The following is an 18998-nucleotide window of genomic DNA, read 5'->3' as shown; positions in this document are numbered from 1 at the left end:
AAGGTTGTGAATGATAACCCACTAGGAACAGAAACAATGACCCAGCCCCTTTTACCCTGTGTAGAAAGCACACTCTCCTCTACACCAAATGCCTGCGTTATTTGGTTACACGGACTTGGCGATTCAGGGCATGGTTTCGCCCCTATCGTGCCAGAGCTTAAGCTTCCAGGCTCAATGGCGGTTAAGTTTCTTTTTCCTCACGCTCCTGAGCGTCCCGTTACGATAAACGGCGGTATGAGAATGCGCGCTTGGTACGACATCAAGTCTCTTGATTTTGAAAGTCGCGCCGATTTAGATGGTGTTGAAGAATCGGCAGCTCAGGTAGAGCAACTGATCAACGCGCAAATAGACAGTGGTATTGCTGCTAACCGTATTGTGCTTGCGGGCTTTTCTCAAGGTGGCGTCATCGCTTTGCATTTAGCACCGCGTATTAACACTAAGCTGGCAGGCGTGTTGGCATTATCGACGTATATGTGCGAGCCCTCGTTGCTGGCAAATCAGGCAAACGATATTAATAAAGCAACACCGTTAATGATGGCACATGGAGAGCAAGACGAAGTCGTACCTGTATTTATGGGTAATGCAGCGTTTAAAACCATGACAGAGAACGGTTTTAATGCCACGTGGCAAACCTACGCTATGCAGCATAACGTCTGCATGCAGGAATTAAACGACATCAGCGCATGGCTGCAAAAAGTTTTAGCTTAAGGCACTTCATCTTAGCGTCATTATTTAAGCCTCAAACAACCTTATTTCTTCCGCTGTTTTTAGCTTGATACAAGTTGTCATCGGCCTGCTTTAGTGTTGCGTTTATATTACCGTCGGTTAACGCGGTTGCTACACCAAAGCTCGCGGTGATCTTATGGTGAATGGGGCGCTCAATATTAGCCTTATCAAAAGGATTGGCCTCAACTTTACCGCGGATAATTTCGGCTAATTTTAATGCCTGAGTCAGCGTTGCTTTTGGAAATATAACCAAAAACTCTTCGCCGCCAGTGCGCGCGACAATATCTGTCGTGCGCACTGCGCTTTTCATTATCTCGGTAAAGTGTTTAAGCACTTCATCGCCCACATCATGTCCGTAAGAATCGTTAATCACTTTAAAGTGGTCTATATCAACGACAACCGTGCTGAGTGGAAAGTAGCTGGCGGGGTCTTTCGACACTTTTTCAAAATATACCGCTTCTAAGAATCGTCGGTTTGGCAGTTTAGTAAGGGGGTCGGTGTTGGCCTGACGCATGCGCTCTAGGTTTTCTTCTAGCATTTCTTTTCTGCTTTGATGCCAAAAGTTTTCTGCAATAAAGGCAACGCAAATAAAGCACCCCATAGAGATAAGAAAACGGGACACGTCTTCTTCAGCGTATTGTGCGTAAATAAGATGCTGATTAAATAGCATAACAACAGCCAACATCATGGTGGCTGCTACATAAAGTAGCGCTGGCCTAAAGCTCACTACAATAATCTGAACAAAGATAAGCGGGTATAAAAAATACAGGCCGGTATTGTTGTACCCCCCCGTGTAAATAAGCGCATTAAAAGTAAACAGAACAATAAGACCCGCTACATAATAAGAAACGTCTGAGTGGGGAAAAATATGCGAGGCTATTACGTTAAGGTAAATAACCGTGGCTGACACTGCCAGCGCGGTGACTAAAAACGCGTTATCACCACCTACATTTATTCCCGCCATAATGGCCATGATGGTGCCACCTACATAGGAAATAAAATACAAGGTTAAACGCCGACGCTTTTTTTCTGCTTCGTCCTTATGCACACCTTTTAACAGGGTACGGAGGAATGAATGTTCCATATACCTAGCTCTTACTCATTAAACGTAGTGGTGGCACTTCAGACGATGCCTCTTTAAAATTTTAATACGCTGGACTCAATGCATTTGTTCCATATAAACCAGAGGAAAACCACGTGAATTCAACACATTTTCGTCTGATATGCGTATAATATAGCTTACGTTTTCCTGAATATAATTCTAAATGTCAGGTATCGCATCCAAATTTGAGCAGCATTATAGCCTAGTGTTAGCATCGACATCATTTTAACTATTTATAGCGTGGAATTATCATGAGTCACCAAGGTACGTCTCGCACCATTCGAATTGCAACCAGAAAAAGTGCACTAGCGCTATGGCAAGCCGAGTATGTGAAAGCAGAGTTATTAAAGCACTATCCATCGTTAACTGTTGAGTTGGTGCCGATGAGTACCCAGGGCGACAAGATTTTAGATACCCCCCTTGCCAAAATTGGCGGTAAAGGCCTTTTTATTAAAGAGCTTGAAATTGCCATGCTTGAAGGTCGAGCCGATATTGCTGTGCACTCTATGAAAGACGTACCGGTAGCGTTTCCTGAAGAATTTGGCTTACACGCCATTTGCGAACGCGAAAACCCGTTTGATGCTTTTGTGTCTAATCACTATGACAGCATAGATACACTACCAAATGGGGCGGTTGTTGGAACCAGCAGCCTGCGCCGACAGTGCCAAATTCGCAAACACCGCCCAGACCTCATTATTAAAGACTTGCGCGGTAACGTTAATACCCGATTAGCCAAGCTCGATGCCGGCGACTATGACGCTATTATTTTGGCATCAGCCGGTCTTATTCGATTGGAAATGCAAGATCGCATTAAAATGGCATTACCTGCTGAAGTGTCACTGCCAGCAGTAGGCCAAGGCGCTGTGGGCATTGAATGTCGCAATGACGATGTGCCGCTTATTGAGTTATTGAGCGCGTTAAACCATGACGAAACCCATGTTCGAGTAACAGCAGAGCGGGCAATGAACGAACGTTTAGAAGGCGGCTGTCAAGTGCCTATTGGCAGTTTTGCGACTCTCGACGGAAATACGCTTACACTCACTGGCATGGTTGGAAAACCCGATGGCACAACGTTACTCTTCGCCTCGGCTACTGCGTCTGCAGAAAAAGCAAAAGACATTGGTATAGAAGTCGCCGATGCGCTTCTAGAGCAAGGCGCTGGCGACATTTTAAAAGCGCTTTACGAGTAAGTAACGCCAAGTGCTGCTTTTCACCCGCCCTTTGCCAAAACTTGCCTCTAGTGCAAAAGCCTTTGATGCTGCCGGGCTTGATGCAGTGGGCGCGGCCACCTGCGACATCGTCTATGTCAAATCTGAACGCAATGCCATTAGCACATTTTTAGCAGAAACGAGGGTAGATGTGATCATTGTCACCAGTGTGTACGCCGTTGATGCGGCTGAAGACGCGGTGCACTCACTGATTGAAAAAGCGGTGCCTAATCGCAGCCTGCCGTTCATTATTGCAGTGGGTGATGCCACTGCTAAAAAACTTCATCACGCCCTTTGTGCTGAACCACAGCAGATATCACCGCTCATTATACTGACTCCTCAGATGCATACATCAGAAGGTATATTGGCTATGCCTCAACTTAATGAGGCAAAAGGCAAACAAGTAGTTATTATAAAAGGCGAAGGCGGCAGGCAGGCCATCGCTGACGGACTAAGTGCAAAAGGCGCCTCGTGTCAGAGCTTCTGCGTCTACCGAACCGAGCAACTTGCTGACCCAATTTACACAAAGTGCTGGAAAATTGAAGATGTTCGCGGCATCATCGCTACAAGCGAGGCAATGGCAATGCAACTTATACACAGCCAAGGGCATGCAATTTTATCTCTGCCTTGGCTTACGGTTAGCGAACGTATAGCCATATCGCTGAGAAAACGTGGAGTGACAGAGGTGTTTGTATGCCACCGTGCCACTGACCAAGCGTTAATTGCTTGGGTAAAGGACAACTGGGAGTATTGAATGGCCGATAATAAAGATAATGGCGTGCAAGATAACAAAGAGACTGATGACGCAGTGATTGGTGTCGATGTAAAACGCAATGCAGAAGATTCAACAACTTCTGCCAAGCCAGACGCCAATAAAAAGACAAAAAATAAATCGTCTGGCAATGGCCTGCTGTGGTTTGTCGTTTTTATTCTCTTCTTATTAGTATTAGGCCTGGCTGGCGCTGGCTACTGGTATTACACACAGCAGCAATCTAGCAGCAGTTCAATAACAAGTGCACAACAGCAAACTACTGCAAAAATTAATGCTTTAGCTTCTGAAAGAGACGACATAAATAGTACGCTTAGCCGAATTGCTCGCGACAACGATGCATTAAAAGACACCATTAACGAACTGCAAAAGCAAAACGAGACCCTGTCTCTAAAAGCAGAATCGACCCTTGAGCAACTAAATCAAATGGAAGGGCGTCGCCCCGCAGACTGGCTTATTGCCGAAGCTGACTATTTAGTGCGTATGGCTGGGCGAAAACTGTGGCTAGAGAGCGACGTTCGCACCGCCATCTTATTGTTAGTAAACGCTGACAAACGCCTTAAGTCGCTAGCCGACCCATCGATATTGCCCGTTCGAGCAGCGCTGGCACAAGATATTCAAACCCTTCAGCAGCTAAACCCTGTGTCGCAAAGTTCGGTAGCATTAGCGCTCACCGGTATGGTGGCACAAATTGACAAGCTACCGTTAAACACCTTTGAAAAGCCTGAAGATAACAATGCCGCAGATAATGCCCTTTCTGAGTCTACCGACGACTGGAAAGACAACTTAGCAAAAGTATGGCACTCATTAGTTGATGACTTCTTAACGGTAAAATCGATTGAAGGCCCTATTGAGCCGGTATTGTCCCTCGAAGTTCAGTTTCTCATTAAAGAACAGTTGCGACTTCAGTTGATGCATGCACAGTCTGGTGCATTAACTGCTGACGCAGGTCTTTATAAACAGTCTCTGCAGTACGCACAAACTCTGCTTATTGAAAAGTTTGATACAGAGAAAAGTCAGGTGAGCGGGTTTGTTAACGCTTTACAAAACCTGCTAGAAACTGATGTAGCGCGCCCCATTCCTAGTGAGCTTGTATCGCAAAAGCCACTGGAACAACTGTTAGACCGTCGTGTTAAACAGGTCTTTGGTCAAGGAGCAAGTGCACTATGAAATGGTTAGCTATTGCCCTTGCGGTATTAGCCGCATTCGTTGTTGCGCTTATTGTTGGCCCTATGATTTTAGGCGACAAAGGCTACGTTTTAATATCCCTCGGTGAAACCGCCGTCGAAATGACGATCATCAGCTTTTGTATCCTGGTGATCGGCGCTGTAATAGCATGGTATGTGCTGTCTCGATCCACACTCTGGGCGCTTAGCTTAATCACTGGCTCTCATCGCTGGTTTGGCACCTTAGGAGAGCGTAAACGTAAACGCGCCTTTTATGATGGCCTACATGCCATGGCCGCAGGCGATATTGAACTAGCGCAAAAATCGTTAGGCAAAACCACCAACGGCAATTTTGAAGGGGTAAACTATCTTGCCTCTGCGCAAATTGCGCTTACGAGCGGCGAGTTAAGTAAAGCCCGTTACTTTTTAGAACAAGCAAGTGACTATGCAAATGCAAAAATAGCCGCAACGGTTATGCAGTCTCGCATTGATATCAGTGAAGGCAAACATACTGACGCATTAGAAAAGCTAAATGCCCTTGATGAGAAGGACCAAGAAAATAAGCAGGTTATTCGTCTTAAAGCGCAGATATTGGCTGATTTAGGCAAGTGGCAAGAGCTTCAAAATACATTACCTAGATGGAGAAAGGCGCTAGCGAAAGAAGACTACAAAGCATGGTCGCAGCGTATCGCGAAAGGTAAGTTTGCCGAAATTGCTAGCAAGCAAGGCGCTGTTGAGCTTAAGAGCTACTGGGAAGACTTGCCCCGTAAAATGCGTAGCGACGATGTTTATCAAGCGGCTTACATTCAGCAACTGCTCGACCAAGGCATGCATTCTGATGCACAAACCCTGTTAGTAGAGTGGCAAAAACGAGGACCAAACAGCAGCTTGTTTCCACTGTTCACCCAACTTAATATTCCCGATTCATCGCCCTCTCTGCGCCTATTAGAGAGCTGGATTAAAAAAGACGAAAAAAACATCGAGCTTTATTCTACCTTAGGGCACGTTGCCTTTAATTCTGGCGACGATGTATTGGCAGAAAAAGCGTTGTTAAAAGCCACCAAAATGGCATCGCGCAAAGAAGACTTACTGCTACTATCAGCCATTAGCGAACGTCAGCACGATACCGCAACGGCACTTCAGCTATATAAAGAAGGTCAACAGATAGCCGGATAATGTGACTTAATACGCATGAGGTTACGCATGTAAGCTATCAAACACAGCTTACCCAATTTAAAACGCGCTTTAGTAAGAATAAAAGCGCGTTTTTGTATCTCCCAACTGCAACCTTCTATGGCGATTTATTATTTTTTCTAATCTTTATTCCGAGAATATTTGTTTTGCTTTCGTAAACAAGCGTCCGTACACTCCGCGCAAATTTAGCTCGCGCAATTTTTCGCCAGACGTTATGCGTTGACCTATACTTTTTTGAAAACGCTTATTGGCAAGTTGCTTGATCGCTTTCTTACTTATTATATTGTTCGTTTGTATCCCTCACTCACCAAGGAACTCTGTTGGACACGATTGAATTTATTCAAATTCGAAAGTTTATTCTTAAGCTTGGCAAAATGCTGCACAAGTACGGTACACCTGCATTCAGATTAGAGGCCTATCTCACTGAGATAGCTACCTACCTTGGTGTTCACGCCTCTTTTATATCTACCCCCACCTCGTTGACTGTCGTTATTTGGAGCGATCGACACGAGGACGAATATAACCACGCAGCCCGCCTTATGCCGGGTGAGTTAGATATGAACGCGTTATCGCTCACCGATGAATTAGCCAGTTTATTGTTAAATGGTGAGCTTTCGCTCAGCGAAGCGGATGCTCGCCTAAACGAAATCGATGCCATGGGTAGTTTGTACGGCAAAATACCAACGGGTCTTGCCTATGGCATGGCTACCGGCGCATTTGCTATGCTGATGGGAGCAAGCTGGTCTGAAATTGGATGGTCTGGTGCACTTGGCTTACTCGCTTTTGTATGGACACTTTGGGCAGAGCGCTCCAAACGAGTTAAGCTAATGCTAGAGCCTATGACTGCATTTATCGCAGGCTTATTAGCCTGCGCAGTGGGCAGCTATATAGACCCGGGCATTAACATTCCGCTCGTTGTCCTCTCTTCAGTTATTGTGTTTGTTCCTGGCCTAGCCCTTACCATGGGGTTAGCTGAACTGTCCTCGCGAAACATGGTGTCGGGTACGGCGCGTACTATGGATGCCATTATGCAGTTATTTAAACTGTATTTTGGCGCCTTTCTCGGTGTGACAGCAGGTTTCAATTGGTTTGGCGAAAACACCTATACACCTGCACAATCACTGCCTTACTGGGCAACATGGTTATCGGTATTGTTGCTGTGCCTTGCATTGGTGGCTATCTTTAGAACTCGGGTAAAACACATTCCTTGGGCATTAGCTGCAGCCTTTATCGCCTACGGTGCAACAGCGTGGAGTGCCGATTATATGAGCCCTGGCTTAGGGGCATTCGTAGGCGCATTTGCACTAGGCATTTTTGCTAACGGCTTTACCCGTATTGCCAATCAACCTGCTACCATTGTTGCTATGCACGGATTAATAGTATTGGTACCAGGGTCTAAAACCTACATTGGGCTAAATTCGTTTATGACAGGGAAAGACTTTGTACAGTCTGACCATTTAGGCCAAGAAGTGTTTCTCATTTTCATGTCGCTAGTGGCTGGGCTTATCTTTGCGAACGTAATCATGCCAACAAAAAAGGCGCTTTAGCAGCGCCTTTTTTATCGTGTTGACGTTAGACTTAAAACCTATTTAAATCGCACTTAAAAGCCTATCTAAAGCCTTATTTAAGCAACGCGATAAGCGCCCTGCCCAGTCTTGCATTTAGCGCACCTGCGGCAATGGCTTCGGCGGAATTTTCCATAAATTTAGCCGATAGGCTGCCACCAATTTGATTGGCGACTTCGTCGGTGGCTAAATCAAAAATCCCCTGCGCGGCAATGTTTTGCGCCAGCACTTTTAATAACTTCCAGTTACCCGCCGTACTCGGGCGTAAGCCGTATACCCGTGCCATGCGACGTATTGTGCGAAAGCTTATCCAGATAACCGCAAAGGTTTGAATAAGGTTATTTGGGCTAATAAACGCTAAGCTACCGGCTGTCACCGACTCTTTGTTAAGCACCTTGTGGGCCTTCGCTTGCACTGGGGTTAATACCGTATCTTCATAGAGCCCGAGCAATTCGCTTGCCGTCATATCGCTTTGCATTGTTTGCTTGTAGCGCGCAAAACAGTGAGCCGCATAAGAGCCTTTTGTAAAACGCTGTCCATGAGCGGTAAGTACGCGATTAACGTCATTAATACTGATATCACTTTGCTTTGCTGCATCCCTTTTTTCTTGTAGCAATGTACGAATAGCATCAGCATCATTCATGGCCGTATTCACCTGCTTATAGCCCCGCCATTCACGAAAACTTAAATAACTAAAGGTACTAACAAACCCTGCCAACAATGCCCCTAGTACGCCAGTACCAATGGGGTGCTCGCTCATATTCGCCATTATGGTGGTGTAAGCATCAAAGGTAAAAAAGCCTAATACGGACAGCACACCAAATATAAGGGTTGCAGTACCTAACGACACACCTTCTTTTTCAACCTCTAGTGTCCAGCTATCGTTTTTTACTTGAGCGGGTAACGTCGTTTCAGGTGGTTCTATATCTAAGGTTTGCGTGGTGACCTTTGAACGATAGGGCGTTTTGTATGATGCTTTTGTTTCGTCTGTATCTAAGCTGGCAGAACGTGAACTGCTCGAATTCAGCCCATCATAATTTCCATTAGCGTCACACTGTTGCGTTTCTAGTCCTGCTTTTTTGGGCATCGCTTCTTCGTCAAAGTCGTCACTGGTATAAAACGGACCATTATTGCGCTCTTTCATTACTGCTCTCCTTTACCCAGTAGAAATTGTAGAAGCCTGTCTACCCCTTTTCCGGCTAAAATTCTGGCCTTAAAGTCTGCGGGAACCTGTGCATTAGGCACAGGGAAGTGCGCCCCCTCTTCCATTTCTTTTAACGCACTAGGCACAGGCTCGAACGTAGATTCAACGTAGGCACCATCGTCATTTTTGTAACGGATTGCCTGCGGCGTACTGCCTTTGTCGGTTACTTGAATGGCCGACACTAGAAAGTGCTCAAACTCAATAGGCTTGTCGATAAACCGAGCTCGTGCACCCTCGGTAATTTGAGTAAGTAAGCCCAGCAAATTCTCCCGCTGACTCACAGGAATAAGATCGGCCTTTGTAGCCACAAAAGCGACTTTTCCTATCTTCTCTTTTTTCAGCACATTGCGTGAAAACCAGCTAGTTTGTCCGTACACAAAGGTGTCAGCCAAATGACTAAGGGTTTCTTTTAGCTGATATAAGTGCTGACGGCTATGATTTAGCCCTTCAAATAAATCCACCAAGATAATTTGTTTGTCGGTCTCTTTAAAAATGGACTGCTTTAAAGGCGCCAGCCATTTGTCTTGAAAGGCATTAAAATGCTGTTCAAACGCCTTGTACCAAGGGTGTGATACATCGCTGGTAATGCTAGAAGGCAGTGGCGTAAACCCAAAGCTTTGCCAATCAAAGTCGCTAGAATCTAGTAGAAAACTGCCCGGTTGTAATAATGATATTCCTTGGCGCTTGGCTTCAATCAAATATTGTCTGTACGCGTGCACTACATACTGAACACGCTCGGGCGTTGGCGGCTGTTCAAAATCAACGCTATTTACTGCTTGTTTCCAATCTTGCGCAAAGTGCTGTTGCGGCCCGCCGCTTAGCTGCGCCCATGCAGAATCTGACCACTGCGCATAGGTTTTGCTTAGCATGGGAATGTCGGTTATCCACTCACCGGGATAGTCAATAAATTCAAACACAATGTCGGTATGGGGAAGTACGTGACGTTTAATCGACGCGGTTTGCTTTAACCGTACAATAAGCTTAAAACCGAAGGCTTCTTCTGTCGCCGCAGGCCATTGCCCACGCTCAAGAGCAGCCAAATTTTCTTCTTGTGGGAAAGGCTTATAGCCTTCTATTTGCTCAATGCGTATATCGAGCACCTGAGATGGCGGTAAATAACGCAACAATGGCAGACAGGCATAGCCTTCTTCACTTCTACTTTTCAGCATAGTAACAAGGCTGGTAAACAACATAGACTTCCCGCTGCGACTAAGCCCAGTAATAGAAAATCTATGTGTTTCTTTGCTAAACACATCCGCTAACGTGTTGCTTGTCAGCGACGCTGCTGCCACTGTTTTATCAAACAGTGCGGCAATATTTTTTTGCATACTAAAGGTTATGTCCCGTTTTGTGCGGCTATTAATATCGCTGTGAAATTGCTAGTAAACCGGTATGCGCATTGTCTTTCACACCGTACCAAAAGAACATGGCGCCCATATCAATGCCTGCGTTGTTTAACACGCAGCCTAGTCTACCGTTAGCGCGTTCTTATAATAGTGGTTATTTCGCTGTTAAAAGCAAGGGCAGTGCCACATATTAACGCCGTGCGAAAGTAACATTCCATTTCAGGTTAGCACTACAGCGACACAATTATGACGATGCCCCTAATGATCTTTGGTGAAGCCAAACAGCTTTTTCTTGATACGATTTTTACTTGAGTGCCAGTGGTTCTTTGGTTTTATAGGCGCATTGTCGATAACATGCTCAAAGTCTATATCGCTTTTAGCCGTAGGAGGCACATGGGCACAAAAGAAGGTGTCTATTGGTGACTGAGCTAATGTTTTTAAGCTCTCCCTATACTGATTTGGATGGCAAAGTGGATATGGCGGCACCAATTTCCCTTTTACCCTAACCAGTACATCGGCAATGTAGGCTTGCTTGCTAGGTACGTGCATTATTGAAAGGTCGTGATCGGTATGTCCTGGCGTATAAATCACCTGCCAATTAGCAAAAATAGGCAACGTTTGTTTATCTTTCAAAAGAATGTCTGGTGCAAGAATGGGGTTATACCAAATAGACTCTTTCGCTTTGCCAATTCTATCTGCAACCCACCAGGTAAGTAACAAATCGATAATATGAGCAGTACGTCCGCCCAGCCCTTTATACCACGCAGCAGCCTTAGGATGAGATGCCACCTGCGCACCGGTTCGCTTGCGCATGCGCATCGCACCACCGGCATGATCGGGATGCATGTGGGTAACTACTATTAACTTTAAATCGCTTAGTGGTCGGCCTAACGTTTTCGTGATGTATAAACACACTTTGTCTACATCAGCGCGGCTGCAGCCGTCTAATAACAGCAGCCCTTCGCTATCTTCAGCAAGATAAATATGTTGTATGTAACCTGGCAATGTATGAATTTTCATAAAAAAACCTAAATCAGCACGTTCCGCATACTAGCAAGAATTATCTGGTTAGACCAGATTCAGCGAACAACTGTAGCATCAACCCCTTTAACCACAGTAGACCCGGCTCACTTTCTTGCTGGCTATGCCAATACAGGTGCGTTTCTAGTGCAGGTAAGCCATAGGGTAGCGGCGCAGAAATAAGCCTATCGTCTGATATTGCAACCGCAACAGACCCTGGCAGCGTAAGTATGGCGTTAGTACAAACTACCACGTCGGCAGCAGCCCGGTAGTTTTGGCAGCGCCACAGTGACGGCCTATTTACTCCAAGCTGCTGTAACGCAATTTCTTCTACCGAGGCCCCTTTCGCCCGATTAGACACCGTAATATGCCTAGCCTCAAGATAGCGTTTTTTGTCTAATTGATTAGCCAGCGGATTGTTGCGATTGATCAGTACGCGATAGTTGTCTCGGCGCAGCATGCTGTGAGAAATGGGTTTTGGCACAGCACGGCCAATATCAATGGCTAAGTGTAAACTGCGATTACTTAAATCTGCTTGCATAGAGTCGCGCTGTAAGCGAGTACTTACTATTTCTATGTTTGGTGCTGCTCTCTCAAGCCTTGCCAGCAACGTAGGTAACACGCCTAACTCTAAGGACTCTTGCATAGCAATAACAAAACGCTGATGGCTTAAGGCGGGGTCGAAATGAGTAAACTGCTCTATGGCGCTTCGTATTTGAGTAAGGGCATGCAAGATATCGGGGGCGAGTCGCTCGCAGGCTGCAGTAGGCAGCATATGCTGCTTTTCCCGTACAAACAGTGGGTCGCCCAATACTTCCCTAAACCTGCGCATAGCATGACTAACAGCAGAAGGGGTAATATGGAGTGTTTCTGCTACACGAGACATATTACGCTGCTGCCACAGCGCTTCGAACACCTTCAACAAATTTAAATCGAGTTTTTCAAACTGCCTGGTATCAATCATTTTCTGCACGCACACCTTTTAAATTTTTGTTCATCACCTTTACCGTTTTGTCTTTACCCGCCTGCCTTTACTTGTTTTTCTTTAATGGTCTTTATCTACCTGCTACAAAGCTTTTATCGAAAAAACACCAACAAAGCATTCAATGTGACAGATCAGTAAACCACACTATGAATTACATTCATATAATACTGGTATTATATTTCATTTCATTCAAAGCGATTCATCTACTAAGCTAAGCGTTATCAACAATTGCACTGGTTTATTACACCAGAATTTGAGCACACTAAACCGCATACTTGGGCTTTCAACAGCGTCAAAACGGTAACACTGTAGTTTCATTTTTAGCTTTACAAAGGGATAGCCATGGACTTTTCACATAACGACAAAACCAACGCCTTATTAGAAAAGCTTGATGCGTTCATTGCCGAGCATATCGAGCCTATTGAGAATGAGGTATACGATTTTCACCACAAAGAGAATAATCACGGTAACTGGAAAAGCTGGAAGCTGCACCCGAAAACTGAAGCGCTAAAGAAAAAGGCTCGCGACGCTGGGCTAGCTAATCTGTTTTTGCCTGATGACAAACTAGGTAAAGGGTTAACCACCCTTGAATACGCCCCAATGGCAGAGCGTATGGGTAAATTTTTATTCGCGCCAGAAATTTTTAACTGTAATGCTCCCGATACGGGCAATATGGAAGTGCTTTACCACTTTGGTAACGACGAGCAAAAAGCCCAATGGTTAACACCGTTATTAGCCGGTGAAATCCGCTCAGTGTTTGGCATGACCGAACCCGATGTCGCCTCTTCTGATGCGACTAATATGGCAGCCACCATTATTGAAGATGGCGATGATGTGGTTATCAATGGTAAAAAATGGTGGTCTACTGGGCTCGGCCATCCTAATGCGGCCTTTACTATATTCATGGGCTTATCGAACCCTGACAACGATAGACACAGCCGTCATAGCATGGTGATAGTACCTCTTGATACCAAGGGAATTACTATTAAACGCATGCTAGATGCCTATGGTGATTTTGATGCGCCTTATGGTCATGGTGAAATGCACTTTGACAACGTACGCGTAAGCAAAGCCAATGTTATTACGGGGCTAGGCAAGGGCTTTGCCATTGCACAGGGACGCTTAGGTCCAGGCCGAATTCACCACTGCATGCGCGCCATTGGTATGGCAGAAAAATCGCTTGAGCTTGCCCTTAAGCGAGGCCATGAACGCGTGGCGTTTGGTAAGCCTATTATTCGTTTAGGCGGTAATTTAGAACGGGTTGCTGATGCACGTATGGCCATTGAACAAGCCCGCTTACTCACACTGCATGCAGCCTGGAAAATTGATAACTTAGGCGTTAAACATGCCATGACTGAAATTTCAGCTATTAAAGTCGTAGTGCCAAACATGCTGCAAGACGTGGTAGATATGGCACTGCAGTTACACGGCGGAGCAGGTATGTGTAGCGATTTCCCGCTGGCGCGTTTTGCCGCAGGGGCGCGTGCACTGCGTTTAGCCGATGGGCCAGATGAGGTTCACAAAGGCATGGTATCGAGATTAGAGCTTAAAAAGTATCAGTAAGTGATTATAGGCGTGTTAGCCCAAGTCGTGTTTATGTGGGCCAGCATGCACTAGAAATCCCTACATGAAAAATGCCGCTTTCAGGTGCCTCATCATGAGAACACAAGACAGCGGCATGTTTGTATGTGACTGCTAGCGCAGCCACATGGTCAGTACTGAAGTGCTTTTTACGAAAAGCGTTTAGTACGTGTAACGAGCTTGTACGTAGTACATACCGCCGTTAAAACCAAACGGACTGGCCTCAGGATAAAGCTGACCTAAGCCTCCCGCACCGGGGTTTTCCTGAGGGTAAGTGTCGAACAAGTTGTTTGCTCCCACTACCAAATCGAGGTACTCGTTGTAAGTGTATACCACTTCCACGTCAATCAGCACTTCAGCACCGATGCCGTTAACGCCATTACCTGTGTCGTCCCAGCCGCCAAAGTAGTTAGCTCGAACTAACGTTCTTATGTCACCTTGGGTATGATTCCAAGAAAGGTTACCGCGCATATTCGGCAGTAAGTCTTCAATGGCAGCAACTCGGTTTTGGCCAATAGGGTTCAACGCACCAACATCATCAACTTCGGTTTCGTTATAATTAGCTGCCAAAGTGATACGAGAGTTTCCGCCCCACACTTCAAAGCTATAGTTACCTACGATATCGATACCGCGTGTGGTGGTATCAAAACTGTTAGAGAAGAACCTGAACTGTGATAGGTCGTCCAAGCCAATAAAGTCTTGACGGTTGATAACACCTGATGCATCTAAATCGGTTAATGCTTCTGATACCGATGCGTAATCAGCCCCACCACCGGCAAAATTAAGGGCGTCGAGGAAGTCTACATTAGCACCTAACGCAACGCGGTCTTCAAGCTCAATGTGATAGAAATCTACGGTTAAGCTGATATCTGCGATGTCAGCAGAAAAACCGAATGAGAAGTTTCTAGCTTGCTCAGGCCCGAGGTCTGGGCGACCGTTGCCTTGGCTTTCAATGAAGTTAGCCGCTAGCTGACCTGCTGCAGATGACAATGGCAATGTACCTTGGTCGACAAGCACGCCATTTATATTCTGTGTGGTAACGTTTGTAATATTCGCTTGACCCGCTGTTGGTGCATGGAAACCCGTTGAATAGGCACTACGAAGACGGAAATCATCCGTTACGTGGAAAATACCCGCAATCTTAAAGTCGGTGGTATCCCCAAACTCACTAAAGTCTTCGCGACGAACTGCGGCTTGTAATGTAAGCGATTGCGTCACATCAGCCTCTAGGTCTATGTAGAATGCTGTACTGTCTTGCGACGAACTGGTATCGCTAGGGAAACCACCAAAGCCGTTTGAGCTAGATGAGAAACCTTGATTTGATAATGGACCTAACGCAAATGACGCTGCATCACCTGCGAACAAGTCGAACTCTTCTTCGCGGTATTCAGCACCAAACGCCACGTTTAAATCCGATTCAAAACCAACGTCTATGCCATAAACAAAGTTAAGATTAAACAAGGTTTCTGTTTGTTCTTGCCCACCTGGGTTAAAGTCGCGCGGAGAATCAGGACCAAGCGATGCGTTAATGGTGTTGTTGATAAAGAAGTCCGTTCTGTTGGAGCCGCGCTGCGCACTTACGTCGTAATACAAGCCAGTACCTACTTCTAGCTCGCCTCGTAAACCAACCGTAATGGCCATATCTTCGTTGTCACCACCAAAACGGGGGACAAAACCCAATGGAATCGTTTCAATGAATGAGAAACAGTTATCGTCAGCTTGAACCTGTGCAAGGAAATCTGGGTCTGGGAAGACGTTGCCATTGCCGCCAATTGGAATACCGGCAATACAGCTTCCGCCAGTACCCAAGCCATCTAAGTCACCGACTAGCACAGAATGCACACCGTTTGGATCTTCCATGCCTGTTAGCGGGTCAACCAATGGCCCAGCGTAAACACCACCACGCTGACCACCTTCAGTTACTGGGTTACGATAGAAGAAACCACCAGTAACAGTCCGCTGACCGTAGTTACCAAAAAGATAAAGCTCTGCGGCGTCACTAAACTCATACCCAGAGTTGATAAATACTTTTACATCGTCTTCAACGTCGGGCTGCCCCCAATACTGAGGCACTTCGTTGGTATAAGCATTGATGGTAGAGAAGTCTGACTGCGTTAAATAACCTGCATCAACCATAGCGGCAACATCGTTGCGCACTACCGAGCGAATAGTCCCTTCTACATCGCGAATCTCACCAGTTATGTTTACAAAGCCGCTATCGCCTAAAGAGAAACCGGCGTTGGCGGAAATGGTATACGTATCGCCATCACCTTCATAGGTAGAGCCATAGTTAGCACGAAGTTCAAAACCTTCGTCGTTGTCACGAAGTAAGAAGTTGAGTACACCGGCAATAGCGTCTGAACCATACTGAGACGACGCGCCATCGCGCAGCACTTCAATCTGCTTTAGCGCTAATGAAGGAATAGCTGAAATATCAACACCTTGTGCACCATCAGAAATACCACCACCTAAAAACGAGATAATTGAGCCTCGGTGTCTACGTTTGCCATTCACCAAAACCAAAACGTTATCTGGAGACAAACCGCGCATGTTGGCTGGGCGAACAATGGTGGCCGCATCACTGATTGGCTGCGTATTGACATCGAATGATGGGACCGCTGTTCGCAGCATGTCTTGCACATCTGTCGATGAGTTTTGACGGAAATCGTCACCGCTGATTACATCAACAGGCACGGGCGAGTCTGCCGCAGAGCGATTCGACATTCGCGTACCGGTAACAATAATATTTTCAAAACTTTCCGCTTCTTCTTCCTTTTCCTGTGCTAAAGCAGGAAAAGTAAAAGCAGCAAATAATGGTATAGACCCTGCTAAAAGCGCTGAGGTTATACGATTAAGTTTACGACCCTTTGCGACGTTAATTTGGTTCACTGTGTGTCTCCTTCAAGACGTGTTGTTTGTATAAATATTATTTTTATTATGTTTTTTGATACTAGGGATGACGCAGTGAGCCAGATCTCACCATGTGCATTTTTCATGCTACAATAACGCGCCTTATTAGTACAAGTATTTCGATATATCTAAGTTTAAGAATGGATCATCACCATTTAGCGCTATCAACCCTTTCACTTTAGGATAATGCTTTCGAAACAAAAAATAACAAAAAGACAACAAGCTGTTTAAATATTGTGCGAAGCTTTTACACTTAGCAAACAATTAAATCGATTAAGTCACTTCATCATAAGCAGTAAATTAAACTCATTTAATAGTGGTAAATTTCGTTTACTGGTGGGCTAAAAAATGTGTCAAAAATCACATCAGGTAACATATAAGCATCTAAAATAATTAGCTTTATTCTTAGTAAAGCGTATATTCCCACGCTGCATGGTCCTGGTCTCGAATTCGGGGTTCCCAGCCTCAGGCACTTCACATTAAGGCATGATTAAATGAAAAAACTCATTCTTGCTGCTGCACTAAGTGCAGTATCTGCCGCCTCTTTAGCAGCTGCTCCTGCTTGGGATTTTGTTCAAACCAGCTATGTATTGACCGATTTTGATGATGCTGATTTCAACTATGAGCCTGATGGCTTTGCCATTTCAGCATCAAAACTAGTAACAGATGACGCGTTTGTTACTGGTAGCTACTCCATACAAAACGACGATATCTTTGGCTCTGAAATAGATTTCGATAGATTGTCACTCGTTTTAGGCTACCGCTATGCTCTATCTGGTACTACAGACTTTTTTGGTATTGTTAGCTACGAAGATGTTGAAATATCAGGTAGTGGTGAGTCTGAAAGCGAGGACGGATATGGCTTAACAGCGGGTGTTAGCTATGAAACTTCAGACGACCTAAGCACGTTTGGATTGAATGCACGTTATAATTTTTAATTTGATGTAGCGCCATACGGCGTAGGTTTTTACATTGTTATTGTTTTAGGCGCTTACGATAAAGCCGGGTAGGTAAATTCCATACCCGGCTTTTTTTATTTCTTTTTTTGCTTATTTGCTTCTGAAAAAAAGTTTTTACAAATCACGAACCCAACTGACTCTTGATACGTCTTTACTTCATTAACCTGATATGGAGTATGTATGCTAGTTCAAATTTTGAGGATGGTGATCGTGTTTTTAACTGAGCTTATCGAACTACTTTTACGTCATGGATGATTTAGAAATTGAAATTTTAGTATTAGAAGCTCAGATGGGCTCACGCTCTGCCGTACAGAAATTGTATGAACACTTTAATCAGTCCCTTAAAAAATATGTATATGTTCGCGTTAAAAATCGGATGATAGCCGAAGACATCGCGCAAAATGTATGGCTTAAAGTTTATCGAAGGATCAATAGGCTGAACAACGTTGCACTGTTTAAAAGTTGGCTGTTTAAGGCGCTAATCTGGGAATTAAATGACTGGTATCGAAAGTCAAACCGAGAAATTTTGTTACCCGACCCACAGAATGAGCACGTTTATGAAACCGATGGTTCGAAAGACTTCGATTTGTTTCCCTTGCTTCAACAATTAGACAGTAGCGAGAGAGAAACCGCAGAGCTTTACTATGTAAACGATCTTTCTGTTCGAGAAGTGAGTCTGGTACTTGGCGTCCCTGAGGGAACTATAATGTCGAGGTTACATCGGGCAAGAGCCACACTCAAAGCAGTTATTGAAAAAAATGAGAGGAAATAAGCGATGAAAAATGAAATCGATGAAAAAATAAAACGTGAATTGCAAAAGCAATCTGAAGAACTCGATGAGCTTATAGACGGAGGGCTTAAAAGTTACCTCAAGCTTGGTTTCGAATCTAGATTCGTCGGAATAATGAAAATTGGCTACCTACTGGCCATTCTATTTACCTTTTTGCTTGTTTGGTGTGGATATGAATTTTTTAATGCGTCGAGCGATAATCAGGTTTTTTGGGGAGTGTGCTTTATTTTGAGCGTTAATATTCAAATTGCAGTGAAGCTGTGGATCTTTATGCAGACTAATCAAAATATTCTGTCAAAAGAACTGCGTTTAATGCAGCTACGTCAGAATTCGAATGGTTAGCGTTTAAATACCCGTAATCGCAAAATCTATCGCGTCGATAAGTATAGCTCTTGATTCCACAAGCGTTCCAACTGCGACTTTAAGAGTGTCTATTGGAACGGTTGTTATTTGCTGTGAGAGAAAAACATAGC

The 18998-nt window shown here is 44.9% G+C and carries 17 protein-coding genes; 10 read left to right on the top strand and 7 right to left on the bottom strand.

The features are described from left to right. Window positions 1-36: 36 nt before the first annotated feature. On the top strand, window positions 37-708 hold the full coding sequence (locus ACOJR9_RS01025; protein WP_420934587.1) for an alpha/beta hydrolase: 672 nt from the start codon (window positions 37-39) through the stop codon (window positions 706-708). Between the two features lie 31 nt (window positions 709-739). Here ACOJR9_RS01025 and ACOJR9_RS01020 read toward each other — a convergent pair whose 3' ends face one another. Then, window positions 740-1810, bottom strand: a complete 1071-nt coding sequence (locus tag ACOJR9_RS01020; RefSeq protein ID WP_420934586.1) for a GGDEF domain-containing protein — start codon at window positions 1808-1810, stop codon at window positions 740-742. Between the two features lie 269 nt (window positions 1811-2079). On the opposite strand from ACOJR9_RS01020, the gene hemC reads away from it, so the two are divergent. The 5 genes from hemC (at window position 2080) to ACOJR9_RS00995 (ending at window position 7712) form a co-directional block, all read left to right on the top strand. Further along, complete coding sequence (gene hemC / locus ACOJR9_RS01015) at window positions 2080-3018, top strand: hydroxymethylbilane synthase (RefSeq protein WP_420934585.1); 939 nt, start codon at window positions 2080-2082, stop codon at window positions 3016-3018. A gap of 10 nt (window positions 3019-3028) precedes the next feature. After that, complete coding sequence (locus ACOJR9_RS01010) at window positions 3029-3790, top strand: uroporphyrinogen-III synthase (RefSeq protein WP_420934584.1); 762 nt, start codon at window positions 3029-3031, stop codon at window positions 3788-3790. Further along, window positions 3791-4975, top strand: a complete 1185-nt coding sequence (locus ACOJR9_RS01005) for a uroporphyrinogen-III C-methyltransferase (RefSeq protein WP_420934583.1) — start codon at window positions 3791-3793, stop codon at window positions 4973-4975. It abuts the gene before it with no gap. After that, window positions 4972-6147: a heme biosynthesis HemY N-terminal domain-containing protein gene (locus ACOJR9_RS01000; RefSeq protein WP_420934582.1), complete on the top strand. Its 1176-nt coding sequence runs from the start codon at window positions 4972-4974 to the stop codon at window positions 6145-6147. The genes ACOJR9_RS01005 and ACOJR9_RS01000 overlap by 4 nt, the downstream gene beginning before the upstream one ends. A gap of 338 nt (window positions 6148-6485) precedes the next feature. Next, window positions 6486-7712 carry a threonine/serine ThrE exporter family protein gene (locus ACOJR9_RS00995; protein WP_420934581.1) on the top strand — a complete coding sequence of 409 codons (1227 nt, stop codon included), beginning with the start codon at window positions 6486-6488 and terminating at the stop codon, window positions 7710-7712. Between the two features lie 73 nt (window positions 7713-7785). On the opposite strand, the gene ACOJR9_RS00990 is transcribed toward ACOJR9_RS00995, so the two are convergent. The 4 genes from ACOJR9_RS00990 to ACOJR9_RS00975 all read right to left on the bottom strand — a co-directional run bounded on the left by ACOJR9_RS00990 (window position 7786) and on the right by ACOJR9_RS00975 (window position 12264). Continuing rightward, entirely contained in the window at window positions 7786-8874 is a 1089-nt protein-coding gene (locus tag ACOJR9_RS00990) for a DUF697 domain-containing protein (protein WP_420934580.1), read from the bottom strand. Further along, on the bottom strand, window positions 8874-10262 hold the full coding sequence (locus ACOJR9_RS00985; protein ID WP_420934579.1) for a YcjX family protein: 1389 nt from the start codon (window positions 10260-10262) through the stop codon (window positions 8874-8876). Before ACOJR9_RS00985 ends, ACOJR9_RS00990 begins: the two co-directional genes overlap by 1 nt. Before the next feature lie 276 nt (window positions 10263-10538). Next, a complete protein-coding gene (locus ACOJR9_RS00980; protein ID WP_420934578.1) occupies window positions 10539-11300 on the bottom strand; it encodes an MBL fold metallo-hydrolase in 762 nt (253 codons plus the stop codon). A 40-nt stretch (window positions 11301-11340) separates the two neighbouring features. Then, window positions 11341-12264, bottom strand: a complete 924-nt coding sequence (locus ACOJR9_RS00975) for a LysR family transcriptional regulator (RefSeq protein ID WP_420934577.1) — start codon at window positions 12262-12264, stop codon at window positions 11341-11343. A 363-nt stretch (window positions 12265-12627) separates the two neighbouring features. Here ACOJR9_RS00975 and ACOJR9_RS00970 point away from each other — a divergent pair, with 363 nt between their 5' ends. Beyond that, on the top strand, window positions 12628-13848 hold the full coding sequence (locus tag ACOJR9_RS00970; protein WP_420934576.1) for an acyl-CoA dehydrogenase family protein: 1221 nt from the start codon (window positions 12628-12630) through the stop codon (window positions 13846-13848). 180 nt (window positions 13849-14028) lie between these two features. On the opposite strand, the gene ACOJR9_RS00965 is transcribed toward ACOJR9_RS00970, so the two are convergent. Continuing rightward, window positions 14029-16755 carry a TonB-dependent receptor plug domain-containing protein gene (locus ACOJR9_RS00965; RefSeq protein ID WP_420934575.1) on the bottom strand — a complete coding sequence of 909 codons (2727 nt, stop codon included), beginning with the start codon at window positions 16753-16755 and terminating at the stop codon, window positions 14029-14031. Between the two features lie 515 nt (window positions 16756-17270). Here ACOJR9_RS00965 and ACOJR9_RS00960 point away from each other — a divergent pair. The 3 genes from ACOJR9_RS00960 to ACOJR9_RS00950 all read left to right on the top strand — a co-directional run bounded on the left by ACOJR9_RS00960 (window position 17271) and on the right by ACOJR9_RS00950 (window position 18867). Next, a complete protein-coding gene (locus tag ACOJR9_RS00960; RefSeq protein WP_420934574.1) occupies window positions 17271-17714 on the top strand; it encodes an outer membrane beta-barrel protein in 444 nt (147 codons plus the stop codon). Window positions 17715-17982: 268 nt separating this feature from the next. Beyond that, on the top strand, window positions 17983-18507 hold the full coding sequence (locus tag ACOJR9_RS00955) for an RNA polymerase sigma factor (protein WP_420934573.1): 525 nt from the start codon (window positions 17983-17985) through the stop codon (window positions 18505-18507). A 3-nt stretch (window positions 18508-18510) separates the two neighbouring features. Beyond that, window positions 18511-18867, top strand: a complete 357-nt coding sequence (locus tag ACOJR9_RS00950; protein ID WP_071978232.1) for a DUF6768 family protein — start codon at window positions 18511-18513, stop codon at window positions 18865-18867. Window positions 18868-18870: 3 nt separating this feature from the next. Here ACOJR9_RS00950 and ACOJR9_RS00945 read toward each other — a convergent pair whose 3' ends face one another. Beyond that, window positions 18871-18975, bottom strand: coding sequence for a hypothetical protein (locus tag ACOJR9_RS00945; RefSeq protein ID WP_420936017.1), 105 nt, complete (start codon window positions 18973-18975; stop codon window positions 18871-18873). Between the last annotated feature and the right edge of the window lie 23 nt (window positions 18976-18998).

Source organism: Alteromonas ulvae (assembly GCF_048987005.1).
GTDB lineage: Bacteria > Pseudomonadota > Gammaproteobacteria > Enterobacterales > Alteromonadaceae > Alteromonas.
The sequence above is the reverse complement of the archived record's forward strand: the minus strand, read 5'-3'. Positions and strand labels throughout refer to the sequence as shown.